The 20,242-nt window shown below is 46.6% G+C and carries 15 protein-coding genes; 9 read left to right on the top strand and 6 right to left on the bottom strand.

The features are described 5' to 3' along the window. Positions 1-39: 39 nt before the first annotated feature. Positions 40-1,128, bottom strand: coding sequence for a ferredoxin--NADP reductase (locus tag Q1A04_RS14170; RefSeq protein WP_299707211.1), 1,089 nt, complete (start codon positions 1,126-1,128; stop codon positions 40-42). 259 nt (positions 1,129-1,387) lie between these two features. Here Q1A04_RS14170 and Q1A04_RS14165 point away from each other — a divergent pair, with 259 nt between their 5' ends. From Q1A04_RS14165 to Q1A04_RS14155, 3 genes are all read left to right on the top strand, one after another. Continuing rightward, positions 1,388-1,942, top strand: coding sequence for an HNH endonuclease (locus tag Q1A04_RS14165; protein ID WP_299707209.1), 555 nt, complete (start codon positions 1,388-1,390; stop codon positions 1,940-1,942). A 45-nt stretch (positions 1,943-1,987) separates the two neighbouring features. Next, the gene (locus Q1A04_RS14160; protein WP_299707207.1) at positions 1,988-2,689 is read left to right on the top strand and encodes a peptidoglycan DD-metalloendopeptidase family protein; all 702 of its coding nucleotides are present in this window, start codon (positions 1,988-1,990) and stop codon (positions 2,687-2,689) included. A 90-nt stretch (positions 2,690-2,779) separates the two neighbouring features. Further along, positions 2,780-3,640: a mechanosensitive ion channel domain-containing protein gene (locus tag Q1A04_RS14155; protein ID WP_299707204.1), complete on the top strand. Its 861-nt coding sequence runs from the start codon at positions 2,780-2,782 to the stop codon at positions 3,638-3,640. A 538-nt stretch (positions 3,641-4,178) separates the two neighbouring features. Here the strand turns inward: Q1A04_RS14155 and Q1A04_RS14150 are convergent. Together Q1A04_RS14150 and Q1A04_RS14145 are read right to left on the bottom strand one after the other, a co-directional pair. Continuing rightward, a complete protein-coding gene (locus tag Q1A04_RS14150; protein WP_299707202.1) occupies positions 4,179-4,562 on the bottom strand; it encodes a carboxypeptidase-like regulatory domain-containing protein in 384 nt (127 codons plus the stop codon). A 29-nt stretch (positions 4,563-4,591) separates the two neighbouring features. Then, positions 4,592-5,806, bottom strand: coding sequence for an FtsX-like permease family protein (locus Q1A04_RS14145; RefSeq protein ID WP_299707199.1), 1,215 nt, complete (start codon positions 5,804-5,806; stop codon positions 4,592-4,594). A 111-nt stretch (positions 5,807-5,917) separates the two neighbouring features. Here Q1A04_RS14145 and Q1A04_RS14140 point away from each other — a divergent pair, with 111 nt between their 5' ends. The 3 genes from Q1A04_RS14140 to Q1A04_RS14130 are packed head-to-tail and all read left to right on the top strand — an operon-like array spanning position 5,918 to position 8,572. Next, on the top strand, positions 5,918-7,147 hold the full coding sequence (locus tag Q1A04_RS14140) for a DUF1343 domain-containing protein (protein WP_299707197.1): 1,230 nt from the start codon (positions 5,918-5,920) through the stop codon (positions 7,145-7,147). 4 nt (positions 7,148-7,151) lie between these two features. Then, entirely contained in the window at positions 7,152-8,087 is a 936-nt protein-coding gene (gene fmt / locus Q1A04_RS14135) for a methionyl-tRNA formyltransferase (RefSeq protein WP_299707195.1), read from the top strand. Continuing rightward, on the top strand, positions 8,084-8,572 hold the full coding sequence (locus Q1A04_RS14130; protein WP_299707192.1) for a dihydrofolate reductase: 489 nt from the start codon (positions 8,084-8,086) through the stop codon (positions 8,570-8,572). Before fmt ends, Q1A04_RS14130 begins: the two co-directional genes overlap by 4 nt. Positions 8,573-8,648: 76 nt before the next feature. Here Q1A04_RS14130 and Q1A04_RS14125 read toward each other — a convergent pair whose 3' ends face one another. Then, on the bottom strand, positions 8,649-13,745 hold the full coding sequence (locus Q1A04_RS14125; RefSeq protein ID WP_299707190.1) for a C25 family cysteine peptidase: 5,097 nt from the start codon (positions 13,743-13,745) through the stop codon (positions 8,649-8,651). Positions 13,746-13,773: 28 nt separating this feature from the next. Continuing rightward, positions 13,774-14,868 (bottom strand): PorV/PorQ family protein, encoded by a 1,095-nt coding sequence (locus Q1A04_RS14120; RefSeq protein WP_299707187.1) that lies wholly within the window; start codon positions 14,866-14,868, stop codon positions 13,774-13,776. A 285-nt stretch (positions 14,869-15,153) separates the two neighbouring features. Between Q1A04_RS14120 and Q1A04_RS14115 the strand changes: the two genes are divergently transcribed. The 3 genes from Q1A04_RS14115 to Q1A04_RS14105 all read left to right on the top strand — a co-directional run bounded on the left by Q1A04_RS14115 (position 15,154) and on the right by Q1A04_RS14105 (position 18,494). Continuing rightward, the gene (locus Q1A04_RS14115) at positions 15,154-15,492 is read left to right on the top strand and encodes a PadR family transcriptional regulator (RefSeq protein WP_299707184.1); all 339 of its coding nucleotides are present in this window, start codon (positions 15,154-15,156) and stop codon (positions 15,490-15,492) included. 2 nt (positions 15,493-15,494) lie between these two features. Further along, positions 15,495-18,014, top strand: coding sequence for a DUF2807 domain-containing protein (locus Q1A04_RS14110; RefSeq protein ID WP_299707182.1), 2,520 nt, complete (start codon positions 15,495-15,497; stop codon positions 18,012-18,014). A 198-nt stretch (positions 18,015-18,212) separates the two neighbouring features. Next, positions 18,213-18,494, top strand: a complete 282-nt coding sequence (locus tag Q1A04_RS14105) for a hypothetical protein (protein WP_299707180.1) — start codon at positions 18,213-18,215, stop codon at positions 18,492-18,494. 187 nt (positions 18,495-18,681) lie between these two features. On the opposite strand, the gene Q1A04_RS14100 is transcribed toward Q1A04_RS14105, so the two are convergent. After that, positions 18,682-20,109, bottom strand: coding sequence for an HD domain-containing protein (locus Q1A04_RS14100; protein WP_299707178.1), 1,428 nt, complete (start codon positions 20,107-20,109; stop codon positions 18,682-18,684). Between the last annotated feature and the right edge of the window lie 133 nt (positions 20,110-20,242).

The following is a 20,242-nucleotide window of genomic DNA, read 5'->3' as shown; positions in this document are numbered from 1 at the left end:
AATATAGTGCAGCTTAATTGAAGTTACAACAGGTATCTTTTATCCTATTTCAATTACTACATTGTCAGTTAGCGGATGCCCCACGCAGTTGAGCACGTACCCTTCGTCAAGTTCTGCATCAGAAAGTCCCTCTCGTTCGTCCAAATGCACTTTTCCGCTCAGGCACTTACCTCGGCAGGCGGTACACAGACCAGCTTGGCAGGAGTATGGTAGGTCCACGTCCTGATCAAGGGCAGCCTCTAATATGGTTTGGTCTGGTTGTACCTCCACACTGTATTCGGCGCCCTCGTAAATGATGGTCACCGTCTGGGTTTTGATCTCGCCGTCGTCATCCGATGAAGAGACATCGCCGTGCTGGGCCTGTTGCTCTTGTTGCTCGATCAGCTTGTTGCTCACAAAGCTCTCGCGGAAAACACGATCGGTTGGTACGTGCAGCAGGTTCAGGGCTTTGCGCGCCTCGTCCATCATGCCATCGGGTCCGCACATGTAATAAAGTGCTTCGGCTGGCTTGGTGAGTTGCAGACGCTGCAGTATTTTTAGGATCATGCTCTGGTTCATGCGACCGCGGTGCTCACAGTCATGCTGCGGCTGGCTGTAGATGTACTCTACATGCAGACGGTCCGGGTGAGCGGCCTCCAGTTCTTCCAGCTGTTGCTTAAAGATTACAGAGTCCTCATTTCGGTTTCCGTAAAGCAAAGCAACCTTGGTGTTAGGTTCTTCCTGCAGCGCCGTTTTGAGCATCGACATGAGCGGCGTGATGCCACTACCCGCCCCGAAAAGCACTACTTGACGGTTCGTATTCGCGTCTGGCACCAGATTGAAATTTCCGATCGGCTCCATTACCTCGATTTCCTGTCCAACTTTCAGATTATCAATCAAATAATTGGAAACCAGACCACCCTCTACACGTTTAACTGTAACAGAAAGACGTGCACCTTCTGTTGGGGCACTGCAAAGCGAATAGGAACGACGGACTTTCTTTCCTTCAATCGGAATGATAAGTGTCAGGAATTGCCCTGCCTTATATGGAATCGTTTTTTTATCGGGATGTTCTAAATGTATCGTAATCGCATCTGAAGTTTCGCGGGTTATCTCCACGACCTTCAGCATGAAATAAGGGCTACTCATATCGCTTTTTTTATCTTTTAATAAGAAGGAAACTCCGTTTCGCACTGAAAGTTACGACAATCTGAGCTGTTCAGTGAAAATTTCGGTGAATTTTTAAAACCGAAATCGCGAATCACGTATTATAACCAAATCATTAACAGAATGAACGGTGAATGAAAAAAAAGCTGCACATTTGTAACATAGTACGCACTTGTGCTGTAGTCGGGTAATAACCAACCCCCGCATTCCGTTCTTTACCATACAATTACTGAAAACACCAATGCTCTACAAATTAACTCTCAAAAACTGTGAAAAAACCGTAGTGGTGGATGACCGCACCTACGAGTATATTCAAAACAATGCCTACCTGCAACAGATCGAATTCCTGAAGCACCTGCGCATACACTCCAACGGCTACGCCTTCTTCCAGAAGAACTGGCCACTGAAAAACGGCAAGTACCGCAACGAAACCATTTATCTGCACAAGATGATTGGCGAACAGCTGATCGAGAAGCCAGAAAGCAACATCAAGCTTTATGTGCACTTCAAGAATGGCAACAAGCTGGACTGCCGCCGCGAGAATCTGGAGTGGGCTCCACTCTGCAAGATCGTGCGTAACACATCTAAAACGGAGAACAAGCTGGGCGTACGCGGTGTGCACAAAGAAGCACAGAAGTACCGCGCCATCATTCACCATAACAAGCAACGCATCAACCTAGGCACGTTCGACACACTGCAGGAAGCTGCGCAGGCTTACAGCAAGAAGTCCGAAGAGCTTTTTGGCAAAACCAAAAGCCTGAAGACACTCTCCAAGTATGTAGAAGAAGTAGCATAATTCTTCTTATACTTGCATGGCGGCACATCCCCGCCTATCTTATACATGCTGAATACTGAAAAGAAACTTAGCGATATTCTAAGACGGCACACTGTTGCCTTTGGGCCCGTACTCGATGCGGACCTGAATGGCGAGCACGTGTGCCGTCTTGATTTTACGGCAGCCAACCAGTTGTTGCAGCAAACCGACCTGCGTAACACCTCCGTCTTTAATGAAGCCGTGAACCAGATGTTGCAAGAGCAAAACGCTACCATCGGCGTGGGCGGCTACATGGAGAACCGATTAATTTACCGTCGCAGTCAGCACTTTGATGTGGCGGAAGAAAGTCGCGACCTGCACTTGGGTATAGACGTGTGGCTACCCGCCGGCACGGCCGTTTTTGCCCCGCTTGATGGCCGAGTACACAGCTTCGCCGACAACGCCAACTTTGGCGACTATGGTCCCACCATCATTCTGGAACACGAGCTGGAAGGAGTGACGTTCTATACCTTGTACGGTCACCTGAATGTGGCTTGTCTGGAGGGACTGTCGGTTGGCAAGGAATTCCGAAAAGGCGACAAAATTGCAGAAGTAGGTCCATACCCCGAGAACGGTGACTGGCCTCCGCACCTGCACTTTCAGGTGATATGCTCCATGGACGAAAAACAGGGTGATTATCCGGGTGTAGCCCGCCTGTCGGAACAGGCTATGTATGAAGAACTTTGCCCCAACCCGAACCTGATTCTGAACTGTAGGCACTTGGCTTAGTTTTGCCTTTGCCCTAAAAATTGACCAAATTTGAACTCTGGTACCCTCGCATAGGTGCCAGAGTTTTTTGTTTTACCCACGACAACCCTTATGTCTGAACTCTTTAATTTCGAAGCTTACAGCGCCACCGTCACCAATTTTGTCATGCTCTACGGCATGCGTCTGGTAGCCGCTATCATCACCCTTTTAGTCGGCCTTTGGGTCATCAATTGGATAAACCGCATGGTGTTTAACCTGATGGTGAAGAAAGACGTGGACGTATCGCTGCGTCCGTTCCTGAAGAGTGTGCTGGCCGTTGTGATGCGCGTACTCTTGATTATTCTGGTGATTGCGCAGCTAGGTGTCGAGATGACTTCGTTTATCGCAATACTTGGTTCAGCGGGTCTGGCCATTGGTCTGGCCTTGCAAGGCAGCCTTTCCAACTTTGCAGGTGGCGTACTGATTCTTACCATCAAGCCTTTCCGCGTAGGCGACTACATCGAAGCGCAGGGACAGGGAGGTACCGTGGACATGATTAACATCTTCAACACAGTATTGAAAACGCCTGACAACAAAACGATTTTTATACCCAACGGTCCGCTAGCCAACAGTGTGGTGGTGAACTTTACCATTGAAAAGACCCGCCGCGTAGAGCTGAAGTTTGCCGTATCGGTGAACAACGACATCGGCAAAGTGCGCCAAATCCTGCAGGATCTCATCAACGCTGATGAAAGAGTATTGCCTGATCCGGCACCAGTAATTGTCGTAACCGATTTTGCCGAGCACTCTCTCACGTTGAGTGTGCGCACATGGGTGAACAAAGAGAATTTCTGGTCCTTCTTCTGGGACATGAACGAACGCTCCAAGTCCGCTTTCGAAGAGCAAGGTATCCAAATGCCAGTGCCACGAAGAGAGATGGTGGGTGGAAACTCAAGTAATGGGCAGGCTCCGAAAGCGGTGCCGCAGGTATAGCTTGTAGTAATATATTATTGGAAATGGAAACGGCGGCTCAGGGATGGGCCGCCGTTTTTTGTGGGTATGCTTTATCTAGGTTTGTTCTAAGTTCTTTTTAATGTGATTAATATCTTACTCCTTATCAAATATCTTCGACCACCATTCCTCACTCCAGATTTTCATATTATCCAAAGTAATCTCATAACTATGTTTATCAAATAGTTGAAACCTATCCGCTGTTATAGCAAGTTCACCACCTCCGACTTTGTCATAGCCATTGCAATAGAAGAGATACTTATTTGGAGGAGTAAATTCAAACCTCTGAATGTCAAGACCGAGAGCTTCTATAACCTTAGGGTTTGAAGTAAACTTATCTATAGTTTCCCGTTGAATCAGGTTTTTACTTGTGTCTAAGAATTCAAAGTATTTGCACGCTAAACAAGTCATCTATCTCTTCTCGCTTTGTAGACATCCTAACAGTTGTTTAAGGTAGACACCAATTGTAGCAAGGCAAACTGCCGAAGCTAGAGTTCACAGAGTTTTGAGCGGAGTATCTTTAGTAGCCGGCCCACAGCTTAATTTCTATATCAACTATTTCTCCTGTTTTAAACTCTACTGAATCAGTCAATCTGTAGTGTCCAATAAATTTACTTGTAATTTGATATCTCCCCGATGGAATATTTGAAAATTCAAATTCACCATCTTTATTAGAAGTTCTAGAAAATGAATATTCTTTATTAGTCAATCTTACGTCAGCCTCTGATATACTTGACTTCGAAAGAAGTGAAAATACTTTGCCGGATACATTGACTGTTAAAGTATCCATTGCTCCTACTCTTCTTATTACTAAAATAGATTTACCAATCTTTGAACGAGTAATATTTTTACTACATCCAAAAGCTATAAAACCGATAATAGAAACTAAGAGGAAGATTTTCATATGCCGCCTAATCAGGGTATAACCTCCCTCTAGTCAAACTTAATCGCTCTCACAGGCTTAATGCGAGCGACCATGGCGGCGGGTATAAGAATGGCGAGCATGGTCATCACGAGGGTAATCACGTTCAGAGCGATGATGATACCGAAGTTCCAGCTGATGGGAACGGTGTCCATGTAGTAGTTTTCGGGGTCGAGCGGGATGACCTGGAAGTAGTACTGGATGACGCAGAAGCCCAAGCCGATGATGTTGCCCCACAGCATACCTTTGAGCGTCAGGCTCAGGCCGCGGAAATAGAAAATCTGCCGTATCTGGGCATCGGTGGCGCCGATGGCTTTGAGCACGCCAATCATGCTGATGCGCTCGATAATCATGATAAACACCGTGGACACCATGTTGAAGGTTGCCACGAAAATAATCAGCACCAAAAAGATGACCACGTTCTTGCGCAACAGTTGCAGCCAATCGAAAAGCTGGGCATGGCGGTCGGTGATTTTCTCGAGCTGGAGGTCGTAGTTCATCTGGTCAAACACTTGGTCGGCCACCATGTCAATCTGTTCGAAATCCTTCAGCAAAATCTCCACACCGCCCACCAAGGTATCGGGCCAGTTGTTGAGCTCGCGAATCAGTTGCAGGTCGCCGATGACAAACACCTCGTCAAACTCCTCCAGTCCTGTGTTGAACACACCGGCTACCTTCAGTTTTCTGGCTCGAGGCGGGTTCTGAATGAAGTAGAAAATCGCCTCGTCCCCCACTTTCAGGCGGAGCTTATTGGCAATTTTCCGACTAAGCATGACGTCTTTGGAAGAAGCTGTATCAGTAAAACTCACCACACCGCCTTCGTCTAAATTGGCCTGCATGGCGCTCAGGTCGTAGTCTTTGTCCACGCCTTTCATCACCACGCCCAGCACTTCATCTTCGGTTTTAATGATAGCGGTTTTGCGGGCGAATCCTTGGATGTGGTAGATTCCCGCTATTTCTTCGGTGCTGTTTATACCTGTAGCCGTGCTGATAGGTGCACCCTCAAACGAATTGTTGGTGTCGTACTTGCTGATTTGCAAGTGCGCGCCGAAGCTGAAAATCTTGTTCCGTATCTCGTCGCGGAAGCCTTCCAGAATCGCAAACGACACAATCATGATGGCAATGCCTGCAGCTATGCTTATAATTGCTATTTTTGTCACAGACGTGGTGAAAGAACCAGCCTGCACTTCGGAAATCTTATCAGATATGAATTTGGATACGTTCACTCGCTTGCGTCTAAACTGCCTTAAAGATAGGTATGAATTTTGACTTAGAGCCTGTTAAAGTTTCGTTTTTGTGAGCGAATCTCCAAACGCGGCCCTGAAAAATCAACACCGATGATACAACCACTTGCTATACTTTGCAGCGCCCTTATGCTCAGCTTTAATGGCTGCGCACCGAAACAGGCGCCTGCCACCGCCGCTGAGCAAAACGCACCAGCTACCGAAGAAACCACCCAAGTTCCTGCCATGAAACCATTGGCCTTAGGTGCCGAGCAACTCGACCGCTATTTGAAGCACTTGGAGGGCAAGCGGGTAGGCATGGTCGTGAACCAGACTTCGATGGTTGGCAACGCTCACCTTGTGGACACCCTGATTAGCCGTGGCGTGGAAGTGACCACGATTTTTGCGCCAGAGCACGGTTTCCGTGGTGAGGCCGACGCAGGTGCGCACATAAAAGACGCGAAGGATACCAAAACGGGCCTGCCGATTATCTCGCTCTACGGCAGCAACAAAAAGCCTTCTAAAGCGCAAATGCAGAACCTCGACGTGCTCGTATTCGACATTCAGGACGTGGGCACGCGCTTCTATACTTACATCAGCACCATGCACTATGCCATGGAAGCCTGTGCCGAAAACGGTAAGTCCATGCTCGTGCTCGACCGCCCGAACCCGAACGGTCACTACGTAGACGGCCCTGTTTTGGAGATGGAGCACAAGTCCTTTGTGGGCATGCACCCGATTCCGATTGTGCACGGCCTTACGGTGGGCGAACTGGCTGATATGATTAACGGCGAGAAATGGCTGGAGGGCGAAAGAAGCTGCGACCTGACCGTCATCAAAATGGAGAACTACGACCACACGATGGCCTACGAGCTGCCGGTCCGTCCTTCTCCGAACCTGCCAAATCCACAGTCCATCGCGCTATACCCGTCTATCTGTTTCTTTGAGGGAACAAACGTGAGCGTTGGCCGTGGTACGCCAACGCCGTTTCAGGTGATTGGCTCGCCGTTTTACCAGAAGAAAGACTTCTCGTTTACACCAGTTAGTACACCGGGAGCCACTGATCCTCCGCATAAAGGCGTGAAATGCTACGGCATGGATTTGACGGACGTGTCGCATGCACAGCCGTTCACGCTGAAATACCTGTTGGAGATGTATAACAACTCATCGAACAAGGACAAGTTCTTCAACAACTTCTTCGAGAAACTAGCGGGCACTTCGGAGCTGCGCAAGCAAGTGATTGCCGGCAGAACCGAAACTGAAATAAGAGCCAGCTGGGAGCCGGAGCTGTCGGACTACAAAGTGCTCCGCAAAAACTATTTGCTATACCCTGATTTTGAATAGAACCATGCCTGAACTGCGAATCGTGTTCATGGGTACGCCTGACTTTGCGGTGCCTACCCTGCAAGCACTCGTTGAACATAATTATAATGTAGTAGCTGTTATCACGGCACCCGACAAACCAGCGGGACGTGGCCAGAAGATACAGCAATCGCCTGTGAAGGAGTACGCCGTGTCGCAAGGTATACCTGTACTGCAACCGACCAACCTGAAGTCAGAGACTTTTCTGGAAGAATTGGGCAGCTACAAGGCCAACCTACAGATTATCGTGGCGTTTCGCATGCTTCCCGAAGTGGTGTGGGCTATGCCAGAGCTGGGTTCTTTCAACATACACGGGTCCTTGCTTCCACAATACCGCGGCGCCGCGCCTATCAACTGGGCCATCATCAACGGCGAGAAAGAAACAGGCGTCACCTCCTTTTTCCTCAAGCACGAAATCGACACGGGCGACCTGATTTTCCAAGACCGTGTGCCGATTCTGGAAGAGGATGATTTCGGCAGCATGTATGAAAAACTAACGCACAAAGGGGCCGAGCTGGCGGTACGCACGGTGCAGGCCATTGAGCGCGGCGAAGTGCAACCACAGCCCCAGCTAACTTCTGCCGAAACAAAGCATGCGCCAAAAATCTTCAAGGAGACCTGCGAGATAAACTGGAACCAGCCTGCCCATCAGGTGCGCAACTTCATCCGCGGCCTCTCCCCCTACCCGGCAGCATGGACCCGATTCGATGGTAAGACGTTTAAGATTTTCAAAACGGAAGTGTTGGAGAATACTGCTTATACCCTAGCACCGGGTCAAATTAAAACTGACAACAAGTCCTACCTGCACGTGCAGACTGCTGCAGGCGCCCTCTCGATTCTGGACCTCCAGATGGAAGGTAAAAAGCGCATGCCGGTACAGGATTTGTTGCGGGGGTATACCTTTAAAACAGAGCAAGTATGATCGCCATCGTCGTCGCCATAGCCGAGAACAACGTCATCGGAAAGGATAACCAGCTGATCTGGCACCTCCCCGCCGACCTGCGCCATTTCAAGCAAAAGACCATGGGCCACCCCATGATTATGGGCCGCAAGACGTTCGAGTCCATCGGCAAGCCCCTCCCCGGCCGCACGACTATCATTGTCACCCGTCAGGAAAACTATCAGGCGGAAGGTTGCATCGTAGTGAATTCGGTGGAAGAAGCGATTGCAAAAGGTAAAGAGCTGGATAGTGAGCAAGTGAGCATTGTCGGCGGCGCTGAAATTTACAAGCAAGCCCTCCCCTTTGTGGACACGCTATACCTGACCAAGGTGCATCATAGCTTTGATGGCGATACTTTTTTTCCGGAGTTACAGGAAGAGGAATGGCAGGAAGTAAGTGCAGAAGGCCACGAACCAGATGAGAAAAATAAGTATAGGTATACTTTTAAGGAACTGCGAAGAAAGTAATCCAAGTAAAGCTTTAATAAAAAAGAGCACCTAATAGTGCTCCTTTTTTATATTGAGAAAGTACTGCTAATTTTCCTTAACGCAGAATGTAAATCTTGCCGTAGCCGTTCACAAAGCCTTTATCACCTTTCTTCCAGATATGCTTCATTTCCTCAGCTTCTTTCGGCATCACGACACGGTACAGGTATACACCGTTCGCTAGTTTGTCGCCATACATATCGGTGCCATCCCAGGCATACTCCGTTTTGTTGTTACCAATACGAATCGGCCCTATTTCCTCCCGCATGATTTCCTTCACGACTTTACCTGTCACGGTCATAATTTGGATTTTGAATTGGTCTGGAATCACACCGCCTGTTAAGGTGAAGATGAATTGTGTCTTCGTAGAGAATGGGTTTGGGTATGGATAGAAGTTAGTAATCTTAGACTCGTTTTCTACTTCGAAGCTGATTTTATAAGGAGAAACACCCGAATCTTTTCCTGTAACATCTTTTCCTTTTACCTCTAGGGTATAAATGCCATTTTCTAAGCGTTCTGGTTTGTATTCGAACCGGAAGTCATTCTTTTCATCGGCCGGGCTTATGCTTAGTTCAGTTGACTTAGCAGATTTTATTACGTCATAATCGAGCATGTTTGGTCCATCAAGCGTGACCTGCATTGCATCTGCATTTTCTAAGAATACATGCTTATTTTCATCTTTAATCGTAATGCTAATCAGCGGGCTTGGCGAGACTAGTTCTCCATCCATGATATGTACCCCATCAAAAGCCACATCCATTATTGGGTGTAATTTCGATTTCACAGCAAAATTCACTTCATAAATGTTATTCTGGTATTGTTGTTCTGGCTGCAATTGCGGGTTCACGTACATGGTCAGCTTATAGTTGCCATCTAGTTCGAGCGCAGACATTGTATACCTGAACATGGCTGTTTTATTACCTCCGAGGGCCTCAATTTTGAACCGTGACACCCGCGGTTCCATTCCTTCGCCTGTTAAAGTCACTTCTACCGTAATAGAGTCGCGGAACGCATAAGGCGTCACATTCTGGAAAGCCATGGGCATTTCGATCCGACCCCGCTCAGCTTGTCTCGTTAAAATTTTCTCACTCACTTCTACCAAGTCAGGCCTTATCACCCCTTCTGGAGCTGCTTGATAATAAACCATCCATTGTTTCAACTGTGGCGCTGTTCGGTTTTCTGTATCAGTTAGCTGAGCCTGCAGCTGCAAATGGGGGTACTGAGTTGCATTTACTTGGCTCAAGTCAAGTGTCTTCGATGTTACTTCATCATTCAACAACGCGCGATTTCCTTCAGCATCAATGCCAAATAGACTCAGCTTGTAGCTATCATTACCCGTCTTATACCGTTCGATGTTATAATGTAGGCTACCCCAACTCAAGGCAGGACCTATAAGAGTAGAAGTGATAGAGCCTTTTTGTACTTTAGACTGCAATGTAGTCCTAATCAAAATATCCTGACTAGTAGGCGAAGTTGAATCATCTAAGTTAGCCGTACTTTCTTCTATGGCACTAGTAGCTCCTTTTTGACCAATTATAGCATAGGGATAACCATTTTTCAGTTTACCACTAACTATACCATTAGGTATTAGATCTGATCCTATACTTTTAAAAGCAGCTCTCAATTCAGGTGAAAAAATTTCGAAAGGTACTTTATTCATACTTATTGCTAACACATAATTTCCTTCAGGGATACCTTCTAAAAACCGCTGCATGTTAGCCCTTACTGTAGGATTATTTAGATCTCCAAATTGATACATATCTGGTATCCATTTACAGCCCGCAAATCCCGGCACTACACTTCTTTCCAATGTTTCTTTATCAAGCATAAAAAAATACATACGTGGGGCTGACGATGCCTGAAAATTGCCGCATGCATTATGTGAAGCTACTGTGCCATTTATGAATATACCATAAGGAGGTTGTCCGTACCTTACATCACCTCCTATTGTCCGAATTTCAATGTTAGCATATAATGGATCAAACTCCCAGTTATTTGCCCCATTCCTAATCCTAACACCATCAACTTCAGACTCCTTGAATTGATCTTTATGACTTTGTGACCATCCTCCATCGTTATTAGGTATATACCTAAATGAGCTTTGTACCCAAACTGTATCTTCACCTTGAGCGTAATTTTCAAATCGAGCCCGCCAATAAAAGACCGTGCTATCTCCCGCATTTTGCTGAATAGGTAAATTAACTTCCCATGAAGGCATAATACTAGCAACAGCTGTATGAGAGCGCTTAAGAGCAGAGGAAAATGTTGTTGTTGTATCAAGTTCGAAGTACACTCCTTTAGGCTCAGAACCCATTTGAGTTGATTGCACCATTAGATTCACATTACTGCTATTCACGATGGAGTAATTTATAGGTGCTAATACTGAGATTCCTGATTTAGGAAGAAAGTGTTGTAATTGAAGCACATTATTAGTTTCACTAAGCTCTGCAATTTGATCTGTAGCATCTAATTTGATTTCAAACCTATTCATCCCTGATGCTGTAGTATCAGTATTGGGTAAGGCCAATTCTAATTGATCACTAAAATAAATAGGCTTTACTTTGATAATATAAGGATTTAGCACTGAACCATTAGGCAGGATACGCTTAACAGATACATTTATCGAATCTTGGATAGCCTTCCCGTGGTTTACAGCATTTACACTTAACACTAATGGATCTGATAAAGAAATAGCTATATCACCATTTTTATCCTTTATTGAATAACTTGAATTATTGAAAGCATAATCGGGCTTACTGGGTGCATAAGGCCTAATGACTGGATCACTTTGAAGCACCATTTGGGTCATAGTGGCAACATATTGTTGATCATTAGCTTTGTCAGCTGAACGCCTAACAGCTTCTTTTTGAATTTCACCAATTGTACTTCCATAAAATTTTTCATCCTTAAAAGCTACTTGGTGGTAATTTAGGGAGTAATGGTTCAAGGGGTGGTCTCCTCCTGTATGAGCATGAGCAATAAATGAAATCGCACCTCTATCAGGGGTCAGTAACCAATCTTCACCAAAAGACTTATAATTATAAATAAATGCGTCTCCGGTCCCACAACCATTCATCAAAATAACGGGATATTTTCCCTTATTTCGATAACCATATACATTTTGCGACACAAAGCCAATTTCAAGATCACTAGTTGAAGCTGAGCTATGTCCAAAAAATGTAATCATAGATAAACCAGCATTCACTTCTGTTGATACATTTATTAGATCAGGATAGGCACTAACCCCTTGTCTGTATTTACCCACCACATTGGCTCCTAGATAGGGACCCTCAGCAATATTTTTATAAATATCCAACCAGCTTTTTATATCTTTTATCTGAGTATCAGTACTTCCACCACCAAGGTGTAAAATATTCTTACGCCAAGCTAGTCCTTCAGGAAGCATCTCATATTCTTTAACTTTATTAAGATAATCAATAATTGCCTCAGGTTGGGTTACTGGCAGGCGCCCCGTAGGAACCCGAGGTTCATACCTATTGTTTCTAAAGTCTGCTGTAAAGAATACATCTGAGGATGGAAACATACCTGTCGGCACCAGATCAACTTCATAAGCTTTACTATATCTTAAGCCGACATGATACAGACTGACTCTGCTGTTATTATTATCAACACTTCTAAAGTCTGATGCTGCATATTTCATCCCCTTACCGATAATAAAAAGATGCTTTTGACGGTTAGAAGTCATCATGTAAGCCATAAATTTACGTATGGCATTTGAAGAATACTCTCCATAATGGAACTGATCCACGATTTGATCCATGTGGACTAGTAACGTGTCATACCCCCCACCTTGAGCAGATGCTCTGTAGGCTGCATACTCAATAGGCCCTGATTTCGATGAGCCCGATATAGGTTTCATTAACCTCTTATTAGTTAGTATTATGTAATTATGTGCATCAGAGCTTATTTGCCTAAAAGTAACCTTCTCAGCTTTCCCTCTCGGTTTTAAAGGAGTTGAAGAGTTAGTAAGGAGTATTTGACGAGTTCTACCTTGCGTATTTATCACAAATCCTTTAGACTGTCCATTGCTATGGCCTTCAACTTTTATTACTTCATAAGGATTTGTAACATCATACGAGACGATCGAGCTATTTGAATTCAAGAATACAAAGTACGGATTATCAACTCGAGATGAATCCGTGTAATAAAACATTGGACTACCACTATAAATAGCTTTCTGCGGAAAAATTACCGTAGCATAAGAAAATGCAATCCTATTTCTTTCATCAGCTAGTCCAGTAGTTGGATGAGGCGGACGAGATTCTGGCACTGCTTGAAGTGTTATTTTACCTTGAGAAAATATCTCGGAGAACTCAAGTATGAACTGTTCCTTTTTGTATCGAGCCCCTGTTAAACTATATTCAGATAAAGTTTTGGATGTTCCCGAAGGTGTTACAAGATTGATTACACCTTTGTGCGTAATTGGAGAAGCACTACTCACACTATTTATTGTAAATTCCAGCTGTGGTTTTGGACCAGTCTCCACTACATTTACAATAGAATTTATATCATAATTAGCTGACACATTCCTTGGTGTTGAGATATAACCCTCCCCCTCATCCATCCATGATAATAAGGCATCTCCATGAAATTTACCGCTATTGTATGTTTGAGTAAAAAACTGCGTCACCTTCTGCAAGACATACGGCTCTGGCGTTTTACCCGCCGGAGAAGGATTCACTTGTTGCATCCGCTTACCACCGGTAGGATTAACAGTCAAAAAATAGGCAGCCGTATCTGTGTATAAACTATACAACTGATGCGGCTGATGCGCCGGATTCTTATAAAGATCCTGATCCAGTCGTCCATCATTACGCTCGCCGTAGAACTCAATGAAATCTTGCGTATCCAATCGACCGTCGGCCTCACCAGCTACGTGGATGGCGACTTCCTTGCCTCTTCTGAAAAGCTGAAAGTGCTGCGGGTTGGTGCCGGCCAATCCTAAACTGTCCAGAAAACCGTGGCTAAGGCGGTGGAGGCCTGTGTTTACAACTTTGAGTTTATAGTAGGTTTTGTTGTAGTCGATCCACTCGTTGCCATAGGGTGTCGGCGACTGGGCTTGTGCCGTTGCCTGCATACCGAATGCCAGCACGCTAACGAGTAAAAACTGTTGTAAGAGTCTGTTTATTTTCATCGGCTGTAAAACTTAGAACCGTATATGTTTAATTGAAAGAATATCCCAGCGAAATGATGATCGAATAGAGTCCGCCCGCATTGGCCGTGTTGCCGTCACGTCCGTTGATGCGCGACATGGCTAAATCGATATTAAGTCCGTTGTTCTCGAAGCCAACCCCAAAGTTTGGCTGTACCTTGGAAGACGTGCCCCCGTCAAAATTCCGGAATTGCTGATAGTTGTTCAGACCTCCGCGCACAAAAACAGTTTGGGCATAGGCTAATTCCATCCCTACATGCGGATCCACAGAGGCAAAGTCAGACTTGAGCAGCACATTGCGCTTGCCGTCAAAAGTAAAGTCTACGTCGGTGGCCAGTATACCAGTTATTTTGTCGGAAAAAGTGAAGTTTTTGGCGGCTCCCAATACCAATCGCGGTAAGGTAAGCTCAGCCGTACTCTCTGGCAAATCGTTACCGGTTTGCTGGTAAGTCGCCTCAAGTGCCTCTACATTGTGGGTCCAAGCCGTGAAGGTGGTCGTTACATCCTTGGCCATGACACCGAATTGCCACGTACCGCGGCGTAATTGGGCACCTGCATCGAAACCGAAGCCCCAAGCGTTGGCAAACTCACCTACGTTACGGTAGATAATCTTAGCGTTCACGCCCAGTGTTAAGCCTTGTATAAGGTTGCTTTTGCGGGCATAGGAAAGTAACATGGCATAATCAGCCACGGAGAAGAAACGAATGCTATCATACTGGATGTAGCCATACTCGTTCTGCAGCCTGCGGGTATCCACAATATCATCCACCCCCAGTCTGATAACCGAAACGGCCAGTGTACTATTCGAATCAATAGGCATGGCAAAACTGCCGAAGTCGTTCTTAGCTATACCTGCAAACAACTCGGAGTGCATTAAGGCGATGTTATACTTATTGCGCAGCTGCAGTAAACCTGCCGGATTCCAGAACCCAGCCGTGGCGTCATCTGCAACAGCAACCTGCACGTTGCCCATTCCAAGAGCACGGGCTCCTACCCCAATGTTCAGGAACTCATTGCTGTATTTAGGCGTGGATACCTGCGCGTCGGCATTACCGGCCCATAGAAACAGGATGCACAAAAAGAAAAGAAGGGTAAATCTGTTCATAGGCACAGGAATACGGTATCAGCAAAGCTCTTCCAAAAAAAATAATTCCCTCATTTTCTGAGGTGAGAAACACCGTTCAAGGTCTGGCAATCTGCCTCCTAACACTATAATAAACGAATTAGTTGAATTTGAGCGACATTTTTTCTCACCCAAAAATAATCATTTTTATCCACAAATAGCTGCCGCTTAAACCCTTTGAAAAAAGTTTCGTAATTATTTTTAAACAGTACCTTGTTTTACATAGTACCTTTTAATATCTTTGCTTCAACATTAAACGGAATCATCATGAAAGTAGAAAACACACAAGTGCAGATGCGGAAGGGAATTCTGGAGTTCTGCATACTGGAGATTATCTCTCGTGGTGAGGTATATGCGTCCGATATGTTGGAGGAGCTGACAGCTGCCAAGATGATAGTAGTGGAGGGGACTCTTTACCCTCTCCTTACTCGCCTCAAGAACGCGGGGCTTCTCGACTACAGTTGGGTCGAATCTACCTCTGGGCCACCCCGCAAGTATTACACACTGACCGAGACCGGACGCACATTTCTGGAACAACTCCGGGAAACATGGGGCGAACTGGTAGCTTCCACCGAGTTCATCATTCAAAACAAGAAAGCGCAGTAATCATGAAAAAGAACATAAATATCAACCTGCAAGGCATCATCTTCCACATTGAGGAGGATGGGTATGAGCAACTGAGCCGCTATCTTACCTCTATTCGTCACTACTTCTCGAGCTATGAAGGGCACGAGGAGATCGTGGCCGATATCGAGGCACGTATCGCGGAGATCTTTTCAACGCGCCTTTCTCCGGGCAAACAGGTCATCACGATGGAGGACGTACAGTCCCTGATCGCACAGATGGGTGACGTGACCGACTTCGAGATACTCGAGCCTATGGAAGAAGAAATGCCGCATGCCAGACAGGCATACACCGCCGGCGCTCCTAGGCCAGAGTTCGCTGATGCAGGAGGCGCAGCCGCTGCTGCTACTGCAGCTGGGCCAAGACGCTTGTACCGCGACATGAGCCGCAAGGTAGTAAGCGGTGTGTCGGCAGGTATAGCCAACTACCTGAACGTAGACCCTGTTTGGATCCGTCTGATCTTCGTGTTCTTGGTTATCGGCACGCCTATCACCGACGGCATATCGGGTTCTTTTGGTCTGATTCTCTACATCATCCTCTGGATCGCGCTGCCTGTGAACTACTCCTTGCCTGAAATCACGGTGAAAAAGCTGTTCCGCGACCCGGCAGACAAGAAGCTGGCAGGCGTGGCGAGCGGCATCGCCAAGTATTTCGGCGTAGATGTGGCCGTTATCCGCATCCTGTTCCTTGCCCTTATCTTCGCGGGCGGATTCGGATTGCTGGCTTATATCATCCTCTGGGTAGCTGTCCCAGAGGCAGCCACCCTCACCGAGCGTATGCAGATGCAGGGAAACCCGGTTACACTGGCCAGCATTGAACACACGCTGAAAGAGAATCTGAACATAAAGGACCATGATGGAGAGGAAAGCACTGCGGCAAAGGTGCTGTTACTGCCTTTTCGCATCATTTCGCAGATAATTAACTGGTTGGGCCGTGCGCTTGGGCCGATACTTGCCGTCCTGATCACGTTGATCAGAGTAGCTGCCGGTATCACCCTGTTGGTGATTTCACTGGGGCTGACGGTAGCGCTTTTCACTTCCCTGTTTGTGTCTTTGGGCATTGTAGATAATCAGATTTGGTTTAATACTGGTGATTTACCGGCCTCCGTATTTCTGGAGGGCTTTCCCCGGCTCGGACTGGTGGCAGGTTTTTTTGTAGGTCTTATCCCTATTTTGTTCCTGATTTTGTTGTCCATCGGCCTATTGGCGAAACGCTTCTTTATGCGCCCATTGGTAGGTTGGTCTTTGTTCGGCATTTGGTTGATTAGCTTGTTCACCATGATTGCCTTCATTGCGGGGCACGCTGAAAACTTCCGTCGCTCAGGCGAAGTGGTGACAACGCAGTCTTTCCCGGTGGGGCCATACCCAACTATCACACTGGATGGGTATAACACGAACTCTTCTTATGAAAATCGCATTTACTTTGATGTGCAGGGCCACGACGGCTCTAATGTAGAAGTACAGCAACGCCTGCAGGCCAAAGGAAAAACCGAAGCTGAAGCACAGGAAAATGCCCGCATGGTAACCTACCGCGTGGTGCAGAACGATTCCACCATCCGTTTCGATGACGGCTTCGAGTTTGCATCAGGAGCGGCTTACCGTAGCCAGCGCATGGACGTGACGTTGATGATACCGCAGGACAAGCAACTGCGCCTGACCAACAACTTCCTCCGCATGATGCCAAGCAGTGCTTTCGAAGAAGAGTATAGTCGCGAAAAGACCCTCCGCAACCTTTGGCAGGTAAAAGGCGACCGACTTGCCTGTATCACCTGCGCGGCTGACACGCTCGACGTTGCCGATAACGACTTTACTTACAACTCTGCTGCTACCATGGGTGCTGGCGGAAGCGTGCTGATGAACGAGTCGGAGTATAGCTCTAACAAACAAACCTTCGATTTCAGCGATTTTGACGCCATCACGGTAAATGGTGCTTATCACGTGCAAATTACGCAGGGCAGCAATTATAGTGTGACGGCTAGCGGCGATGCGGATGATCTGGAGAAACTTGAAATCACAAAGAAAGGCAGTGAACTGGTGATAGAACACGAAGACAGAACGTTCAAGCTTTTCGACAGACAGAAAACAGTACTGATTCAAGTGACGGTGCCTGAGCTGCGCAGCCTCGACCTGAGCGGTGCCATCAAAGCTGATATCGGACACATCAAAACAAACAGCCTAAACCTTGCCTTGACAGGTGCGACACAGGCTTTCGTGGATGTGAATGTGAACAGACTTCAAGCAGATATTGCAGGGGCCTCTAAAAGCACATTCACAGGACGTGCCGATAACGTGGACATGGATATTGCAGGCGCTAGTAAACTGGACGCTACCAGATTGGTAGCCAACACTGTGGAGATTGAAGCCGCAGGCGCCTGTTCTGCCGATGTGCATGCTACCAATACCCTCCGCGCCGATGCATCGGGTGCCAGCAAAGTGCGCTACAAAGGCAATCCAAGCAATGTAGTGACGGATGTATCGGGTGCCAGCAAGATCTCACGCTTGTAGCAAGTTTACAAAAAAAGGGATAAGCCGTTTGGTTTATCCCTTTCATATACCTATAACATACATGTTGGACGTAAGTCTTAAAAAAATCTTTATTGATATACTGCAACCAGAATAATGAAAGAATGTACTTCCGTAGTCCTGTTGATTCTGCTAGTTACTTTACTCAGCTGTTCGGAAATGACTGGAGAGTTTAAATATATGAATCGACTGAAAAAATCTATATCCGAAAAATATGAAACAGAGAAAGTTGAAATAAATATTAAAAACAATAATGAATTGATTGTATCAAATATCGACCCCAAATTTGATGATTATACTCCTGCGAAAAAAGAACAAATTTCTCGAGAAATTGGAAAGCTAGCACAGGAACTTAGAGAAGATAAAGAAGCAATAAAATCTGGTGTGGTGAATTTCAGAGATGAAGAAAATTATGGTATTGCTAAAACCAGTAACACGGTAACTTTCCAGATGTACGAATAGACAAGCCTGTGCCCAACAGTATCGATGCTTAATTCTGTCTCAATTCGAAAGTATTTGCTCACTTGTTGCGCCTAATGCCCTGAGGACAATCAAGTACGCCAGTCCGCATAGTTCCTATACCTGCCCTTTAGTACAAAATAAAACTTTATACCCTATTACAGGTTCTATACCTGAGTGATTTGTTTGTTTAGTTGTTTGGTGAGTTTACCTGGCGAAGCCCCATCTCTTCTCCCTTTTTAAGGAGAAAAGCGAAGGCTTCGCCAAACTCGTTTTTAACAGTCCCTTCCAGTATCGCCTCCGTCAGTACCTCTTTCAACTCCCCTACCGTTTTAGACGGCTTCAGGTCGAAAGTTTCCATGATAATCTCGCCTGTAATCACTGGCTGGAAGTTGCGCAGTTTGTCGCTCTCCTCTACTTCTATCAGTCGCTTTTCAACCTTATCAAAGTTCTGTAGGTAACGCTTTACTTTGCTGTCGTTTTTGGAGGTAATGTCGGCGCGGCAAAGTTTCATTAATGCGTCAATGTCGTCGCCTGCCTCAAACAGGAGTCTGCGTATAGCTGAGTCGGTTACGGTGTCTTTCACAAGCGCGATGGGGCGCAAATGCAGTCGAACCAGCTTCTGCACAAACTTCATGTGCTCGTTTAGGGGCAGTTTCAAGTCCTTGAACAGCTTGGGCACCATGCGGGCGCCGCGTTCTTCGTGGCCGTGAAAGGTCCAGCCCACTTTTTCGTGGTAGCGCTTGGTGTCAGGCTTGGCAATGTCGTGCATAATGGCCGACCAGCGCAGCCATAGGTCATCCGACACCTCAGCCACGTTGTCGAGCACCTGCAGGGTATGGTAAAAATTATCCTTGTGCGAATTCCCTTTAATAGTCTCTACGCCCTGCAATTCCGCCATTTTCGGGAAAATCAGCTGCAAAAGGCCTGACGCAAATAGCAATTTGAAACCGTAAGAGGGCTTCGGGGAAAGCACGATCTTGTTCAGCTCATCGGTGATGCGCTCCTGTGACACAATTTTGATGCGCTCCTTGTTGTCGATGATAGCGTCGAAAGTCTCGGGAGCGATGTCGAAGTTAAGTTGGGAGGCAAAACGAATGGCCCGCATCATACGCAAGGGGTCGTCGGAGAATGTAATGCCCGGCTCCAACGGCGTGCGGATGATCTTGCGCTTCATGTCTTTTATCCCATCGAAGCGGTCAATCAGCTGTCCGTAGCTCCCTTCATTCAGGCTTATACCTAGCGCGTTGATGGTGAAGTCCCGGCGTTTCAGGTCATCTTCCAGTGTGCCGGTCTCTACTTCGGGTTTGCGGGAGTGCTCCACATAAGACTCTTTGCGGGCGCCTACGAACTCTACTTCCCACTCGCCGGAGCGCAGCATGGCCGTACCGAAATGCTTGAAAACCGACACTTTAGGCTTATGCGGCAGCTTATGCGACACGCGCTCGGCCAACTCAATGCCATTGCCCACGCATACCACGTCAATATCTTTAGAAGGCCTTTTCAGGACCAAATCACGCACAAAGCCCCCAATCACGTAAGCTTCTACGCCTACTTCCGCAGCCGCTGCGGCCACGGTATCGAATATGGGGTGCTCTGGTAATTTTATCGTATCCATTCAGAAAAATCAAAACCTCGGGGAGTGCATACCCGCACACCCGAGGCACAAAAATAAAGAGATAAATTTAGAGCGGAGGCAAAATTTGGTGAGATGCACCCAATCAAGGTATAACTTGTCGATGCTAAGGATG

The organism is uncultured Pontibacter sp., assembly GCF_947499215.1.
Lineage (GTDB): Bacteria > Bacteroidota > Bacteroidia > Cytophagales > Hymenobacteraceae > Pontibacter.
Note: the sequence above shows the minus strand (reverse complement) of the source record. Positions and strands in the feature narration are given on the sequence as shown.

Coding starts and splice junctions, on each gene's coding strand:
- Q1A04_RS14115 (WP_299707184.1), top strand. CDS start 15,154: ATGAAAGTAGAAAACACACAAGTGCAGATGCGGAAGGGAATTCTGGAG.
- Q1A04_RS14100 (WP_299707178.1), bottom strand. CDS start 20,109: ATGGATACGATAAAATTACCAGAGCACCCCATATTCGATACCGTGGCC.
- Q1A04_RS14105 (WP_299707180.1), top strand. CDS start 18,213: ATGAATCGACTGAAAAAATCTATATCCGAAAAATATGAAACAGAGAAA.
- Q1A04_RS14160 (WP_299707207.1), top strand. CDS start 1,988: ATGCTGAATACTGAAAAGAAACTTAGCGATATTCTAAGACGGCACACT.
- Q1A04_RS14125 (WP_299707190.1), bottom strand. CDS start 13,745: ATGAAAATAAACAGACTCTTACAACAGTTTTTACTCGTTAGCGTGCTG.
- Q1A04_RS14110 (WP_299707182.1), top strand. CDS start 15,495: ATGAAAAAGAACATAAATATCAACCTGCAAGGCATCATCTTCCACATT.
- Q1A04_RS14150 (WP_299707202.1), bottom strand. CDS start 4,562: ATGAAAATCTTCCTCTTAGTTTCTATTATCGGTTTTATAGCTTTTGGA.
- fmt (WP_299707195.1), top strand. CDS start 7,152: ATGCCTGAACTGCGAATCGTGTTCATGGGTACGCCTGACTTTGCGGTG.
- Q1A04_RS14120 (WP_299707187.1), bottom strand. CDS start 14,868: ATGAACAGATTTACCCTTCTTTTCTTTTTGTGCATCCTGTTTCTATGG.
- Q1A04_RS14170 (WP_299707211.1), bottom strand. CDS start 1,128: ATGAGTAGCCCTTATTTCATGCTGAAGGTCGTGGAGATAACCCGCGAA.
- Q1A04_RS14140 (WP_299707197.1), top strand. CDS start 5,918: ATGATACAACCACTTGCTATACTTTGCAGCGCCCTTATGCTCAGCTTT.
- Q1A04_RS14155 (WP_299707204.1), top strand. CDS start 2,780: ATGTCTGAACTCTTTAATTTCGAAGCTTACAGCGCCACCGTCACCAAT.
- Q1A04_RS14165 (WP_299707209.1), top strand. CDS start 1,388: ATGCTCTACAAATTAACTCTCAAAAACTGTGAAAAAACCGTAGTGGTG.
- Q1A04_RS14130 (WP_299707192.1), top strand. CDS start 8,084: ATGATCGCCATCGTCGTCGCCATAGCCGAGAACAACGTCATCGGAAAG.